11 protein-coding genes are annotated in these 15,629 nt (G+C 32.1%); 6 read left to right on the forward strand and 5 right to left on the reverse strand.

The features are described 5' to 3' along the window. The first annotated feature begins 86 nt into the window (after positions 1–86). The gene (locus tag ACWATA_RS25815) at positions 87–230 is read left to right on the forward strand and encodes a hypothetical protein (protein WP_473050356.1); all 144 of its coding nucleotides are present in this window, start codon (positions 87–89) and stop codon (positions 228–230) included. A 93-nt stretch (positions 231–323) separates the two neighbouring features. Here the strand turns inward: ACWATA_RS25815 and ACWATA_RS25820 are convergent, their stop codons facing one another. Continuing rightward, positions 324–1,310 (reverse strand): hypothetical protein, encoded by a 987-nt coding sequence (locus tag ACWATA_RS25820; protein ID WP_473050357.1) that lies wholly within the window; start codon positions 1,308–1,310, stop codon positions 324–326. A 679-nt stretch (positions 1,311–1,989) separates the two neighbouring features. Here ACWATA_RS25820 and ACWATA_RS25825 point away from each other — a divergent pair. Continuing rightward, complete coding sequence (locus tag ACWATA_RS25825) at positions 1,990–2,481, forward strand: hypothetical protein (protein WP_473050358.1); 492 nt, start codon at positions 1,990–1,992, stop codon at positions 2,479–2,481. 307 nt (positions 2,482–2,788) lie between these two features. On the opposite strand, the gene ACWATA_RS25830 is transcribed toward ACWATA_RS25825, so the two are convergent. From ACWATA_RS25830 to ACWATA_RS25845, 4 genes are all read right to left on the reverse strand, one after another. Continuing rightward, positions 2,789–4,555 carry a GmrSD restriction endonuclease domain-containing protein gene (locus tag ACWATA_RS25830; RefSeq protein ID WP_473050275.1) on the reverse strand — a complete coding sequence of 589 codons (1,767 nt, stop codon included), beginning with the start codon at positions 4,553–4,555 and terminating at the stop codon, positions 2,789–2,791. A gap of 590 nt (positions 4,556–5,145) precedes the next feature. After that, positions 5,146–7,734: a TnsA endonuclease N-terminal domain-containing protein gene (locus ACWATA_RS25835; protein WP_473050276.1), complete on the reverse strand. Its 2,589-nt coding sequence runs from the start codon at positions 7,732–7,734 to the stop codon at positions 5,146–5,148. Then, on the reverse strand, positions 7,727–9,529 hold the full coding sequence (locus tag ACWATA_RS25840; RefSeq protein ID WP_473050277.1) for a site-specific DNA-methyltransferase: 1,803 nt from the start codon (positions 9,527–9,529) through the stop codon (positions 7,727–7,729). Before ACWATA_RS25840 ends, ACWATA_RS25835 begins: the two co-directional genes overlap by 8 nt. A gap of 10 nt (positions 9,530–9,539) precedes the next feature. Continuing rightward, positions 9,540–12,413: an ATP-dependent helicase gene (locus ACWATA_RS25845; RefSeq protein WP_473050362.1), complete on the reverse strand. Its 2,874-nt coding sequence runs from the start codon at positions 12,411–12,413 to the stop codon at positions 9,540–9,542. A gap of 517 nt (positions 12,414–12,930) precedes the next feature. On the opposite strand from ACWATA_RS25845, the gene ACWATA_RS25850 reads away from it, so the two are divergent. The 4 genes from ACWATA_RS25850 to ACWATA_RS25865 all read left to right on the forward strand — a co-directional run bounded on the left by ACWATA_RS25850 (position 12,931) and on the right by ACWATA_RS25865 (position 15,617). Next, positions 12,931–13,092: a YolD-like family protein gene (locus tag ACWATA_RS25850; RefSeq protein WP_473050363.1), complete on the forward strand. Its 162-nt coding sequence runs from the start codon at positions 12,931–12,933 to the stop codon at positions 13,090–13,092. Between the two features lie 243 nt (positions 13,093–13,335). Then, positions 13,336–14,208 carry a zinc-ribbon domain-containing protein gene (locus ACWATA_RS25855; RefSeq protein ID WP_473050278.1) on the forward strand — a complete coding sequence of 291 codons (873 nt, stop codon included), beginning with the start codon at positions 13,336–13,338 and terminating at the stop codon, positions 14,206–14,208. A 44-nt stretch (positions 14,209–14,252) separates the two neighbouring features. Further along, positions 14,253–14,390, forward strand: coding sequence for a DUF8096 family protein (locus ACWATA_RS25860; RefSeq protein ID WP_473050279.1), 138 nt, complete (start codon positions 14,253–14,255; stop codon positions 14,388–14,390). A 927-nt stretch (positions 14,391–15,317) separates the two neighbouring features. After that, positions 15,318–15,617 carry a hypothetical protein gene (locus tag ACWATA_RS25865; RefSeq protein ID WP_473050280.1) on the forward strand — a complete coding sequence of 100 codons (300 nt, stop codon included), beginning with the start codon at positions 15,318–15,320 and terminating at the stop codon, positions 15,615–15,617. Positions 15,618–15,629: the final 12 nt, after the last annotated feature.

Consider the following 15,629-nt stretch of genomic DNA (forward strand, 5'->3'; position numbering starts at 1 on the left):
ACAGTTCAGAAACGAAAAAGCACCTAATCTGGTAATTAGGCGCTCTATTCGTCCTGAATTCAAGCTGAAGACCTAGGTGAGAAATAATGCTAAAAACATGTTGTTTGCTGCATGTGCCCCTTTTTTATATGCTTGCGGTTGGATTATTGGCTTATAATTTTTATGAAACGTATGAGAGATTAAAAGATGTCTCAAAGACTAAAGTAGAACGTAACGAGAAGCAGTGGTAGCATGAATAATGATAGATAAAAAGAAACAATAATTCTAAAGGGCAATCAATATTAAAAGGGAATAGGGAATTAAAACTGAAATTATAATGTGATTTACATTGATTCATAATATTTTCTAGCCTGTTCCTTCAATAAATGTAATATTTCTGAATCCTCTATACCCTCTAAATTATCTAAATCATCGGGTTCGTCTATAGTGTTTAAATTTATATCTTTTGGTAATGCTTGTTTTATCGCCTCAATCCTTAGATCGTCAACGTCTACAGGCTTAGCTATATAAAATTCGCCTAGGGAGCTAGGGGGAGACTGTTTTTCTTTTTGTCTCCTTCTTTGTTCAATGGTTTTTATAGTAGTTGATACACTTGGATATAAACCCTCGTCCATCAAAATTTCAAGTTCCTGAATAGGAATGCTCAATCCATTAGAAGTAAAAGTTTCTAAAGGTATATCGAATTGATTCGATATCATTTTTAAAATAATTAATAATTTAAACTTTCTACTATTATTTACTTTCCTCATAAATTTTTCATCCTTGTAGGCGTCTAAATTAGTTTGAATAGCGTTTAATGAACTAACAATTAGGACAAGGATATTGTTAAATACAGTAGTCTGAAAATAGGCATTTTTGAGTTCTCTATTACTGTCTTCAAGGAGTTTATCTAGAGCTTCACTACGTTCAAAAGCGATTTCTATTACAGCTATTAATTCAGTCCAAACAGAAGATGGATCGATTTTTTTACGAGGTTGATCATTATCCTTAAGAGCCCTTTCTACATAATACATTAATAAATGTTTATCCGTTTTTATCTTAAGTTGATGTTTTTTATACTTGGATATAATGTTCTTTTTCCTTATGAAATAATCATTAATAAGGGGATAATCTGCAGATATATAGTTTAATAACATATTCCCAGTCTCACACCCAAAAGCTATATCCCACTTTGAAAAATTATATAATTCTAAATCATCTTTTGAATACATTTCATCAAGATATTCGCTAGTATTCTCTACTAAACTCTCTAATAACCGTATAAGAGGAATAACCTTTGTTCCCCTTGTACGCTTTACAGGTATATACAATTTCCCCCTCCTTAGAAATTATAGGAATTTGTGCGTTTTTACGCACAGAATAGTTAGTGAAACTTGTGGTCATTTAACGTATTCTTTTATTAAGAAAAAGTAATAACTTCTTCAAAAAACAGAGTGCTTACCATGCTAGTTGTGTTTATCCAAGTAATCTATATTTGTGGAGATTGTTGTATCTAAATCAGTACCCTTATTGCATATATTAAAAAGTGTTTTTAGGTGGTGAGTACGCAAATAAAGTTAGGAAAATTGTTGACTATGGAACAATAGGGCATTTTAGCATTATACCTTTTGGTTTAACTATGGCTCTAACTAAAAATAGAAGATTAGCAGATGCAGTAAGAAATAACATTATTCAGTTAATGCCATAGATAGTTTAAGTATAACATTGTAAAATACCACCAAAACATAATTTTATAATAAGTAATAATTAGCATATTCTCAACAATAACGAAGAAGATATTAGAATAAATTGTTAGTAAACGGCTATTATATAGCGGAAATAAGTTAAGCTTTCCTTAAAAGCAGGGAGTTAAGTTTCTCTCGTTATTTAAAATTTAACTAGTATCCGTATTAAATATTGATTTATGTATTCAATTTTACTAATTAGTAAGTATTGGGTGGGATTCTAAGTGAAAAATATAGAAGTGATAAAATAAGGAGGAAACTATCAATGATTAATAAATCAAAATTTACAATTATAGATACAAAAGAAAAGTTACTTGATGAACTTAAAATTAAATCAGAGCAAGAGTTATCTAGAGAGAATGTTTTTAGACGCCTAATTAAATCTAATGCTAAAGTAAATCCTGAAATTCTTAGTACGGTTTTATCCAGAATTGATAACTTTTCAGAGTTAGTAAGGAAACAGCAAAACTTTATTTCGGAAATAGCTGATAGACAAAAAAACTTGGACGAGAAAGCATTAGATAGCTTTAATATGACAAAAGGCATTATTTCACACATCTTAAAAGCTAATTCCTCTATCGATAAAGAAGTAATGATTTATTTAATCGATTCATTAAAGGAAATGGATAAATATATATCTGATTATACTAAAGAAGCAAGTAGCAGGATAGAACGTTTAATTAAGCATGGTATGGTAGTAGGTGGTACTGTAGGAGCTGCTATACTTGCTATTGTTTTTAATGGTAAAGGATCATAGAATGCTTAAAATAAGAGTAATGAAAATGTTTTTTAAGTATGTTATCACTGCAGGTCTTAAAGAGCAGATTTACATTAGCATGTAAAAAAAGCAATATGGTAAAATCTTCACTCTGTATTTAGTAAAAGAATTCTTTACTTATCTGATACGCTCCCCGTTAGGTAGACAGATAAGTAAAGGATTCTTTTTTTTGAAAAAAATTAGCATTACAAGACTAAAGTTGTATAAAAAAGTTAAATTTACATAACTATATTTTTACAGAATTTTATTGAAAGTCACTAATATGTTTAAATACTGGATGAAAAGTCTAGATTACCTTTTTACCCATTGTGCTTTCAATTATTCGAATTAAACGATTTCCTCTATCATTAAAAAACATGTCAAAATTATCACTTCTAATAGCATTAATATTAATTAGATGTGTACTTAATAATGCATCTAGCTCATTTTCGGTTATTTTTCTTTCTGTCTCGATTTTTTCTAAATATAGACTTGGAGCACTCCCACCTATAATTCTATTGGTCTTATAAGATAACGGAGTTTTGTTGATAATTGAATCATACATCTTTTTGTTAATACCATATCTTTCACAGTATGCTCTAGGAAAAATATGATGTATATCGATTTGCTCTCCATAGTAAGTCTGGATATCTATTGGTACCCCTGATATAAAGTCCTTCCCTCCAGCTTTCATTAATAATACATGTAGGCCTTTATACGCAGCACTATTACGTGTTCGAAGTGAATATAACCTATCGGATGCGAAGTTAGCATCCCTAATGGTACTCGGTTCTTGATCACCATTTATCCAGCTAATAACCTCCGGTAAATCTCTTGCAAACCTTGTTTCTGATCCCCCGCCGTATAACTCGCCTAAAACCCCACACCAATACCAACGAGCAATTTTATTACGGACATTCAAGTTATGTGCTTGCGAACCTAGTTCTACAAAAATTGAGGACAATGGGATTAATTGAGAACCATAAGGCAAGTCTCTTGCCGAGAATATATTTTGCTCTTGGAGAAACTTTGCTGCTTCAATAAATCCAGCTACTGCTTTATCCCCCCAAGAAAGATAATCATCTAAGGTTAGTCTTAGAATATCCTTACGTTTACAACTAACTGCTGCTGTAGATTTAAGTTTCCGACGATTATAGGTAGTTAATAAGGAAATAGTTTGAAGTAAGTCCGTACTACTGATATCTGCTAATATCTTATTAAAAGTATTCTTTGTGTTTATTAGTTCATCTTTTTTAATTTCCCAATCTTTTCTTAATTCGAAATTATCAGCCGCAAAAGAAGCAGTTAAAAGCTCAAATACGGTTAAAGATACTCCACCTGTATTGACGTTTTCAAATACTTGACACACTGCTTCCTTTGGTGTTTGTTTCCTAAGCATAATCACGGGGATCTGATAATTTTGAAATCTGGGAAAGATTTCACCAAGGAGCTTTCCCCACTTAAGCGATCTTTCATTTATCTTACTTGTATCACTAAAGTAACGTGACTGCCAAGCTAATAGCTCTGCTGGATGAAGAATTAAATTCACAGGAAGCATTCCCGAATTACACTCTTTTGTAATATCGGAGTAATCAGCTAATATACGATTACCTAGCCCTTTAACGATTTTATCCTCTGGGACGCTTATTATTGCTTCTTCCCTATCTAGATCAGGATCTATAATCTTATCTATATTTATGTAATAATGCCGAAGAATTTCTTTCCCCTTACTATCTTTTGTTTTGACAGGATTTCTTAATATTAATGACTGAAAAAGGGAAGTTAATCTTTGCTGCCCGTCTAGAATTAATCTTTCAGGTTCAGTTTGACCTGAGTTTTCAATCCCCTCAACGGGTCTAGGTGCAAAGCGTACATTTGGATTACCTGTTTGGAGCGTCATTACTGAACCAATAGGGTATGACAATGAAATACTTATTAAGAGGTTTTTAATTCTTTCATCATCCCATACCCATCCTCTTTGAAAGTCTGGTAATTGTGTTCTCAATTCTTTAATACTACTTAATAGATCGGTTAGGCTTTCAACCGTACTATCAAAAGTCGTTACTCCATTCATAAATAATTAATTCCCCCTTATGATTTCAATTAATATAAAGTATACTGTTAATATTCCTGTTCCCAAGGTAACTCATAGATAAACGATGAGTACGGATTTGATACAAAAGCTTCAGTATATTTGTAAATTATCCCCTTAAATTATCCACAAGACCTATGTAAAATTCAAAGGTTAATGGATGTACTTATATCATGCATATGCTCTAACCTTTATAAAATAGAGTCAAGGTTAGGTTTTTTCCAAGAAGAGGAAAATACAAAACTTATATATGAAAACTAATTTCGTACAATTAATTGTATGAGTGAACAGTATTGAATAAAGTATACGTTTGCGGACCTTTCTTTTAGATAGAAAATCTATCATTTTTATCGTCTGTTTAAGTTCAAAAGTGAAATATGAATGTTTTTAGTGAAATAATAGGTAAGTTTTCAGCGTATTTCTTTTTTTCTTAAGTAAAAAGAAAGAGACCTATCTTCGTATGTAGATGAGGTCTCTCTCTTTTTTTATTTCAAAAATTAGTATCCCATATATTTTTACAAGGTAGATATAAAGTGTATTTGACGGCTGGAGTTTCTTAGGTTACATGAAATTTAAAAAATATTATTAGATTCTCCATTCATTACTTCGCTACCCTTTATAATTTTATATTCCATTCTACTTGCAGTTGCAGTTTCTCTAGCCGCACGTTCTTTTGCTAGGACTATTGGATCCTCAATTTTATTATCCCCTTTAACTTCAACTATTAAATAATCTCCATTGATCTTTTCAACTAAAAAATCAGGATAATAGTTTCTTACAATGTTTGATTCTGGATCAATATACTGGATATAAAAATCTGTCTGACCGTGAGTTAACATACCTGTGAAATAGATTTTTTTAATATCCTGTAGATTTACAACGTCCTCAAAAAAACGCTTCTCAGGTTTTGAATCAAAACAATAGGTATCCAAATGAAAACTTTTTTCTTTAAAGGATATATACTCGCTTTTAGATAACTCGGCAACTAACTCAGGATTTGCCGTAACTTGATAGTAACCGTCTTTTGGCTCCTTAACCAAATCTATTTGATATTCTTCCTTACTTTCATAAGGCTTTAGCTCATAAAGACACTCAAATAGTATAGGAATTACATAATCATATAATACATCATTATACTCACTTACTATTTCTATAAGTTGATTAATTCCTGGTGATGAATTCAACAAAATTTTTTCTGTTTCAACACACGATTTATTAAGGTACTTAGCAATTTCTGCAACTAATGTATATTGGCTAAACGATCTTTTTTCCCTCTCATTTTTTAAATCGTCACTAACTTTACGGATACCGTTTAATCCATCTTGACTAATTCGTTTTAATTGATATTTTGTTACATCAATTTTATCGAGTTTAAAGTCGATTAACTCTGTGACAGTTCTTTCTCTCAATGAATGCAACTTTTGTGTTCTATTGAGCTTTACTTTGACTGGAGGAGGAATCAATCGAATTTGATATTTCTCTTTATTAGTATCTGTTTTATTTAGACCTTCAACGTCCAAACGGAAATTTTTATTTAACTCATCATCTAAAATTTCCAAGTTTTCTTCAGATAAATAAACTTGTCCCGTTTCTTGTACGGGGCCGATTGCTCGTAAACACCTCATTGTTGCTTGTAGTACAAATATTTTTGATTTAGGTTTTCGATACAAGGCTACACCGAATAAAGAACGGCAGTTCCATCCTTCGCGGCCTTTATTTACTAACAGAATAAATTGCTTGTTTGAATCAGGAGAATCTAGCTTGTTAAATTCTCTTATGTCATCATTAGAAGTGATTTTCTCATCCCCAATATTCACTAAAATCTTATCCAATGGAATGCCTAAATCGTTTAAAATTTCTTCTAATTCAGGACGCAATTCGTTTTGTAATTCTTCTATGTTACTGGAAAAAATAGCGAGTTTAGGCAACATTCCCTCATACCGCTGAGTATTATATTTCTCCCAGAAATCTTTCACTACGATTCTTAGAAATTCTTTTGATTTTGGATTTGTATAACCTTCAATATGGACTTTTTTTAGATAAGCTTTATTAATAGCCTCTTGTAATCCATAAGAATAAACTACTTCAGGAAACACTTCTTTTCCTGAATACGGTGTACCAGTAAAGTTATAACAAGCTATAACTGATGTACCTGATTTTTCCAATGACGCTGCTAACTCATTAATTGTTAATCTTAAACTTGTTTTGGATGCTTTTAATCCAAGATCTTTCGCTAAAGCATCACCGAAAGCATGGTGTGCTTCATCAATAAAGACCCCTAAATTTCCTAAGCGAGTTAATTTAGAAAATCTTTGATTACTTAGTAGCTCCCCTTCCTCTAAAGGTTCATCAAAACCATATAAATCATCTAATTGATCATAAGCTGACCCAGTTGATAAGGTATGACCAAATAATGTATCAACCTTTGGCTTTTCCTTATGCTGACGCTTTAAAATAATCTTCTGCGCATTTGAAATAATGATATTATATTTTGAACGATCAACTGTATTTAACGTTGTACCTGTATCTTCTAAAAAATGAATCTTTAAATTGCTGTCTAACCAAGCTAAGTACTCTGGTGGAATAACTTTTGACTTTTCAAAGGTTTGAATTTCACGTAAAGATTCTAAAACAGTTTTATCTGGCGCAAAAACAATAGCATTATGACAAAAACGTTTATCCTTTGGAAACTTATTAGCTAATAAAAACTCATAAAAAATACAAGTAGCCATTAAAATTGTTTTACCTGTTCCCATTGTTAATGCAAAAATATAATTAGGGTAACTTAGTTCATATTTTTGCATCCTAGCAAAAACACTTTTATATTCATCTATCTCCAATGTAAATAAAGAATACTGTTCTCCTTGAGTTAAACCTAAATCTCCACGATTTTCAAATCCATTTTTCTTTTCATACCAATCTGTAAAGATATCATGAATTTTTTTATTCCCTTGATATTCTTTTAAGAATATATATATTTCTAAAGCTTCAAATTGAGGTTGGCGTAAGTAAGATGTTGGGTTGCGATAATCATTAAAGTCTAAAAATTTCTTAGATAAAAGTTTATACTGAGAACGAATTTTCTTCTTATTTTGGCTATAAAAATCCCAAAGGTACGTGTAGAATGCAAAATCTAAGGCAAAGTTTTTCTTTTTACTCATTCTCAACACTCACCTCTAAAGATTCAGATAATAGGTCTGTAATTTTCACTCTAATAGTACCTGCACTTTCAGGGATATCATAGACCCCTTCCACAAATTCATTTTTATTAGAAATATTCACAACAGCAGGCTCTAAAATTGCCCCATCATAATTCCAATCGATAATAACAGATTCAACAAGTTCTTTCCAATTTTCGACATTTTCTTTCATTATGCTTAATTTTTGAAGTAAATTCATAGGATAAAAGTTTTCAATAACTAATTTATTTTCTTTAATTTTTATTATAGCTTCTGAGTCACGTGTAAATTCCAAGTCAGAACGATTTCTTAGAATATCTACAACTTCTACATTTATTTTATATGGTATTTCTTTAACTAAAGATGCAGCTAAATCTGGCTCATGTCCCATGCAAACTAACAAGATACTTTCAACAGCTTGGTTAGGATTTTCTCTCTGTCTTTCTTCGAAAGTCTTATAATCTATATTTGTAATTAATTCATTCAAATCTGCTTTAGTAGCTATTCTATTGATTGGCATAATTTTTACCATTTGACCATCTTTTTCACCATCATAACAGCTATTTTCAATACCTTGAACTTCTAATATATCTAATAAGATTTCTCTAGCCTGGGATGGGTTTCTAAATAAATCATAATTATTAACGTTATATACTTCAAACCCAGGTAAATTGCTATCCCTACCTAATAGTTCTAATAACCGTTTAGTTGTAGTTTGTATAGATCCAAGATTGATATCCGCCCCTATAAATCTTCTACCCAATTTTAATGCCACTGCTTGTGTGGTTCCTGATCCCATAAAACAATCAAAAATTAAATCCCCATTGTGGGATGAGGCTTTAATAATTTTTTCTATTAATTCTTCTGGTTTTTGGGTAGGATAATCCGTCTTTTCTTTTGCAGCTTGATTGACTGGATTAATTTCCCACCAATCTAAAGGTAGGCTACCTTCTTTTAGATAATGCCTAAAAACTAATTCAGGATGATTTGATTCCCATTCTGGTGCAACATCCCTATGCCATCTAATAGGACTTCCCTCGATATTTTTACCAAACAATCTATACCTTCCGTTTTCATCTTCATATTTATATTTCTTTACTGTCGATTCCTTAACAGGTCTAAATACTTCTTGATAATTAAAAGTCCAAGAAGTTCCTTTCGTTGCAAAGTAAATTGTATCATGCTTTGTATTCCAATACTTTTTACTGTTCGCAGCGTCAGAATAACACCATATTATTTCATTTCTAAACCCTGGTTTTTCTCCGTCTTTCCCACCTACACCAAATATTTCTTCAATTATACATCTAAGATAATGTGATTTGTGCCAATCACAATGAACATAGATTGATCCCTCTTCAGATAGCAATTCTCGGCAAAGTATTAGTCTTTCATACATGAATTGAAGAAATTCATCATTATTCCAAATGTCTTCATATTGTTTTTCCTCAAAACTGTTTTGGTTATTAGTTACTGATTTCGCTTTAAGTTTTATCTTCTTTTTATAAGAAGCTTTTGAGTCAAAAGGGGGATCTATATAAATTAAATCCACTTTCCCTCGATATTCTTTTAATAGATGACTCATCACTTGTAGATTGTCACCCCAAAATATTTTATTTAACCAATCATTCTGGGGTTTTCCGTATACTTCTTTTAATTGGGCAGGATAATATTGTGTTGACGTATAAGGTCGTTTTCCTCTCCAATGCAACATTGGATATCCTTTAATAGGTTCAAACTTATATTCTTCTACACGTTGTAGTTCTTGTTCATTGCTCATTTATTTCACCTCATAAATTTCTATCACAATAGAAACGCATATCACAGTTTCCACAGTGTTTTTTTGGTCTTTGTTTGATTGCATAATCATGATCCTCTATACGGTCAACAATTTGATCAAAAGATTTAATCGTTTGATCGATTATAGATTTGTCTTTTTCAAATGTAATATAAGGATTACTATCCTTTTCTCCTGTATAATAAAGGTGCATTTTACTTACTTTATGGTTGGTCCGTTCTTCCACCAGATGTGCATACACTTCAAGTTGCCTTTTATAACGATAAAGTACTTCTTGATCTTTTATCAAATCTGGTTTCTTTTCAGATTTGAAATCGATAATCTCTACCGTATTTTCATCACCTTTAATTAGATCGATTGTTCCCTTGAGAATATATTTATCCTTTACTAAGGATACATCAACTTCCGCCTCTTGAATATGAGACCAATCATTATTTTGTTTTTCTACATAACTTTTCACTTGCTTTAATGCTGCTTCTTGTGTTTGTGGTGCTAAATATACACGTTCGCGTTTAGAAAGATGCTGATAATTAGTATTAAACCAATTTTCGATACTTGTTGAATTAATTAGGTGCGATTCATCTCTCAACACAGTTTTATGTATATCTTCTATTGTCTGATGAACTAATGTTCCAAAGATAGTTGCACCTTGACGGACTGGTGCAAAACCTAGTTCCTTATAAAATTTATATTGTAAAGAACATGTTTCAAATAAGTTAATATGAGATGTAAAAGAGTACTCTCGCTTCATATTAACATCCTTTACTTGTGCTAATTCGACATCATAAATAGTTGGCTCATCTCGCCATTTTTTTAAATAACGATAAGATTCAGTAAAGTATTTAGATGGTACATTTCTAGTACCTGGCCCACTTGCTATGTTCTCCTGGCAACTTAGAATGAGTAGATTTTGTGCTCTTGAATAGCCTGTATAGTACAAACGATAAAAGTCATATATTTTCGTACGATCTATCGGTTCAAACGGCGGTTTCTGATAAAAGTTATTTTGTAGAATTTCATCAATTTCTGTGTACTGCTTTCGCGGCGTAGATTCTAGAGATCCTACAATAACAATTGGAAATTCCAAACCCTTAGATTGATGGATTGTTAGAAAGGAAACACATCCACTTGGTGCATACTCAGAGTCATCTTCATATTCATCAATGCCCCCTTGTAGTAGAAAGCGCACATACTGGTTAAAGAATCGTACTACTGAATCTCCAATGTTTTTTGGTGTGAATACAGAGATATGATGAAGATACTCAAATTTAGTTAGTAATTTAGAAAACTGTGATAAATTACGAACTTCTCTACTATCTTTAACGGTAAATATATTATCACTCAAAAAGTCACTAAACAATTCAAATTGAATAAGTTGATAAAATAATCCTGAAAATGCATAGTCTAAGTTTTTACTTAGTGCCAAATGAATTCTAGCTTTGTCTCTGCACCAGTTTAATAAGTCATAGTTTTCTGGCTTTCTTAATTCCTCTGCAAATTCTAATAAACAAGCATCATAAAAGTCCCACTCAGGAAGAAAAGCACTATCATCCCATTTTCTAATTTTTGCATACATTGGAAATAAGAATAAGATTGCGCCCAATACTAATCGAATTTCTTTTCTCTCAAAGAACAAATTCGAACGAGGTGAATAAACTGGAATACCTCTTTCTTCTAAATAACGAGAAAGGTTCAATACTTTTGAATTTTTTACTGAACGGAAAAGAAATGCAACTTGATTCCAATTAGAAATTTTTCCTTTTGTTTTCATTGCTTGAAGGAATAAATATATTTCACTCTCCCAATCACCTATACCATTTTCACCTGAAACTTTAACAACAGTTTTTTGATTTACATTGTTCGATTCGTGTGCAGTAATTTTTTTATCAAAGCGATAGGTGATACCGTTTTGTGACCAATTGTTCTGTTCCATCCATTGATTATAAAACTGGACAATTGCTGGATTTGAGCGATAGTTCACAGAAAGTTCTACTTGCTGACAAATACCCTTTGGAAAGTTTTGTGGAAACTCCAAAATATTACGAATTGCAGCTCCTCTAAATCGATACAAACCTTGATCATCATCACCAACAACACAAATATTTTGCTGTTTACCTGCTAGTAAAAACATTAGCTTCTCTTGAATCGTATTCGTATCCTGAAACTCATCAATCATTAAATAGTGTAATTTTTGGTTTAGATTATTCCTTACCTCTTCATAATTCTGAAGGAGCATATATGTTTCAAGTTGGATTGTTGAGAAGTCTAGTGCATTTTCTTCAATTAATAATTGTTCATAAACTTTGTAACATTTTCCTAAAACGCTTAACCTCGTGTCTTCGCTAGCGATTAGTTTATCAATATCAACTATTTCTTCACTTAATTTATTAATCCATTTTAATAATTCTTGAGATTGTTTCCAACGAGATGTATTAAAGTTTAACAAAGACTCGATTTCATCAAGTTCTAGAAACTGGTTTAATTTTTGATAAAGCATATACTGTTGATCAAATTGATCCATTAATATGTAGTTTTTCTTTAGTCGCGTGTACTCTCTATTTTCTTCTAATATACGAAGACATAAAGAATGGATTGTACCAACATACATTTCGTTAAGATTAAATTTGATATCAGCTTCATGGAGTCTATTTGAAATCCTAGTAACTAATTCATTAGCTGCTTTTTCAGTGAAAGTAGCTACTAAAATATTTTCTGGTTCAACTTTTTCATGTTCAATGAGATACAAAATACGTTCTACTAAGGTAAATGTCTTACCTGAACCTGGTCCAGCTATGATCAATAATGGGCCCTTAATCGTTTCTACAGCTATTTTTTGTTGTGGGCTTAATCTCCTCGACACATTCAGCACTCCCCTATCCTTATATAAGATTCAATACCGTAGCTTAAGATTGAGCTGGTTATACTAGTTTAAAATAAAATTCAAATGAAAATGCACTAAAAAAGTTGATTTAAACGTAAAAATAAAGAACTCATTTTGAATAAAGCTCTATAAAAACGAGTTGCCTTTATAATAAAATTGAATTCCTTTTTTTTTAATGATTAATCGTTTTTTACAGTTCCTTTATTTATGTATTACGTATTAGTTGAATATTATCCGTATAAATTCAATAACTTTAATTCTCAAGTTTGCCTCTTTCCAATAAATTGAACATTCGAATATACTAAAAATCCACATTATGTAATTAGCATATATCAAATAGACTAATGTAGCTCTGCCTTTTACATACAGAAAGAATCTGTATATCAGGTCTATTATATCTTATTTGAGCAAATTATTGTATTTATGCTCATGTTGTTAACTGGTCATAATGGAGGTGATGCTAGGAGGAATCGGAAAATGAAAATAGAGGGCCTGTGCGATTATACCAGAGCAATATATAGGATTGCAGGAAGTCATGAAGAAGCAACTAGAGGCACCTCAACCTCTTTTAACTGAAGAGCAAATAGAACAAATCAATTTCACCCTGATTGAGACTTTACATACAAATAAACAAGTATACCTTACGCATCATAAGAAAGGGTAAAGTATAACCAAAACAGGATTTATAAAATTTATTGATTCCTTGGGGGCTCTCCTTATTTTTATAGAGGACGTATTCGAATTAAAAAATAAGATGAGATTGAGTGAAGTGATTGACATACATTTGCTGTAACTGAATTACACCACTGCCTAAATTCTTTATAATTTCTTTTTAACAAGAGGAATTGCATAGAAATTTATATAATTTTACTATAATTCATCTAAAAAAGAGAGGTGTTTAAACACTATGGGAAATATGAAGAGGCTTTCCCTATATGACACTGATAAAAAAATAGCTTCTGAATGGCACCCCACTAAAAATGGTGAGATAACACCCGAGAAAATAACAAAGGGCTATAGCAAGACAGTCTGGTGGCAATGTGAATACAAACATGAATGGAAGACTTCTCCATATAATCGAACAAAACACAAATCCAATTGCCCTTATTGTTCCGGAAAGTTAGCTACAATTGATAACAATTTAGCTATTAAGTATCCACATTTAGCTAAAGAGTGGCACCCTGAGAAAAACAGTAAATTAATACCATATGATGTTCTACCAGGTTCTAATAAAAGAGCCTGGTGGAAGTGTAATCAAGGGCATGAATGGCAAGCAGTGATAGCTAGTCGTACTAAAGGAAATGGGTGCCCTTTTTGTGCAGGTGTAAAAGTAAATGAAAGCAACAATCTGGCTACTTTATATCCCGAAATATCTAAAGAATGGCATTACGAAAGAAATAGGAATATATTACCGAAAAATTCCACAAGAGGATCTGGTGTAAAAGTATGGTGGAAGTGTAACCAAGGGCATGAATGGCAAGCAGTGATAGCTAGTCGTACTAAAGGAAATGGGTGCCCCTTTTGTTATGGAAGGTTAGCAAGTCCAAGTAATAACCTAGCTATCAAAAATCCGAATTTGATAAAAGAATGGCACTCAATAAAAAATGGTAAGCTAAAGATTTATGACGTATTACCCCATTCATCAAAAGAAGTATGGTGGAAGTGTAATCGGGGGCATGAATGGCAAGCAGTGATAAGATATCGTGCTGTAAAGGGACGTGGGTGTCCTTTTTGTTTAGAGGGCTTATCAAGTTCAGATAATAACTTAAGAAGTAAGTGAACAACATAGAAGAGAAATAGCAGAAAGAAATAGATCTTGATAAAGTGTATGAATACGCTGAATATCCAGATAAGGTAAGTGGTCGATATAATAATTATAATTCAGCTTACTCCAAAAGCCCCGTAAAATGTGGCGTTTTCTTGCGTGAATGCCGGGACTACGGCATGAAGAAAAGTATCTAATTATAAAAGAAGGTAGAACGTTATATCTAACAAATAAAGCACACGTATGTTTGCTTACACAATTCCATAAATCACACAAACTTTTAAGTTATTCAGGTTAAGTTTTTCACCTTTTTACACACATAAATCATTCCATAACTATCGTTTGAAATGGGCGTTTCTTTCCAGTCTTTAAATATATTTATTATCTCGAAACCATTTGACAAAAGGGTTCGTTCTATTTCTTTCGGAAAAACATAACGCAATCTTATATTGGTCCTTTTTTCACGCAAGAGTTCTTGTTCATCATTTAAATACTTTCTAATGGTGGTACAGTACTGTATTTGATTTAAATGATCATACTTACTAATTGTATGTACATCCACCTTATTTTGAGTATCTTTGTCAATATATGATTTCCAATATTCTTCAATAGAAGGCTGGGGTAACTCGTCTTCATTTGGAAACCTTGTGTCGAAAATAAAAATACCATCAGTTTCTAAGTGGTTATTTACAGATGACAGTAGCCCATCTTGATCCTCATTTGTAAGGAAATGTTGGAATGAGTTTCCTACAGAGAATATAAGATTGGTCTTGATATTTAGATCAAATTCAGTACAGTCCTGTTCGATCTATTCAATTTGCAATTTAAGTTTTAGTTACCCCTTACCTACTTCGGTAAGGGGTCTTTGTTATTTTTTGATTGGACAGGCAAGCTTACCGCAGTAGTTACATAGTATCTAAAGAATCACGACTTCGTTGCCTAATCAGTAGCTAGTTCTGTATCCCTACCGCGTTAATACAAGCTGTATACGCCTCGTGAAGCCGTTTATGGAATCTGTAAGGGAGCTGAGCCGAAGAGGCGAAGGGGGCGACCGGATGCAGTGAGCTGAAAAAAACAGGTATGTAAAAAGCAAAAAAATTAAAAAAGTGAAAGAAGGTAACAGCATGAGAAAAACACATTATAGTACGTTTCGAAAATTCTTCCATAAACCATCCTTTAAACCCTCAACAAAACCTCGTCCCTTCAGGGCTTGTTCCTTTGTTCCGTTTAGTCCACTAGCCATGCTTGACCCCACCATTCTTACTATAGGAGGCATCGTCTTAGGGATTGCTATCATTGAACGAATATTAGAGCGATGGGGTGTGATTGATCTTGTGGATCAATTCGCAAGAGTGATGCGTTTTATATTGCCTGTTACCTTCTATAGCGCCTTGATTTACTTTTTTGCGACATTTATGTTTTGAGGAGGAATGCTG

The sequence above is a fragment of the Priestia sp. USM5 genome (genome assembly GCF_058323215.1).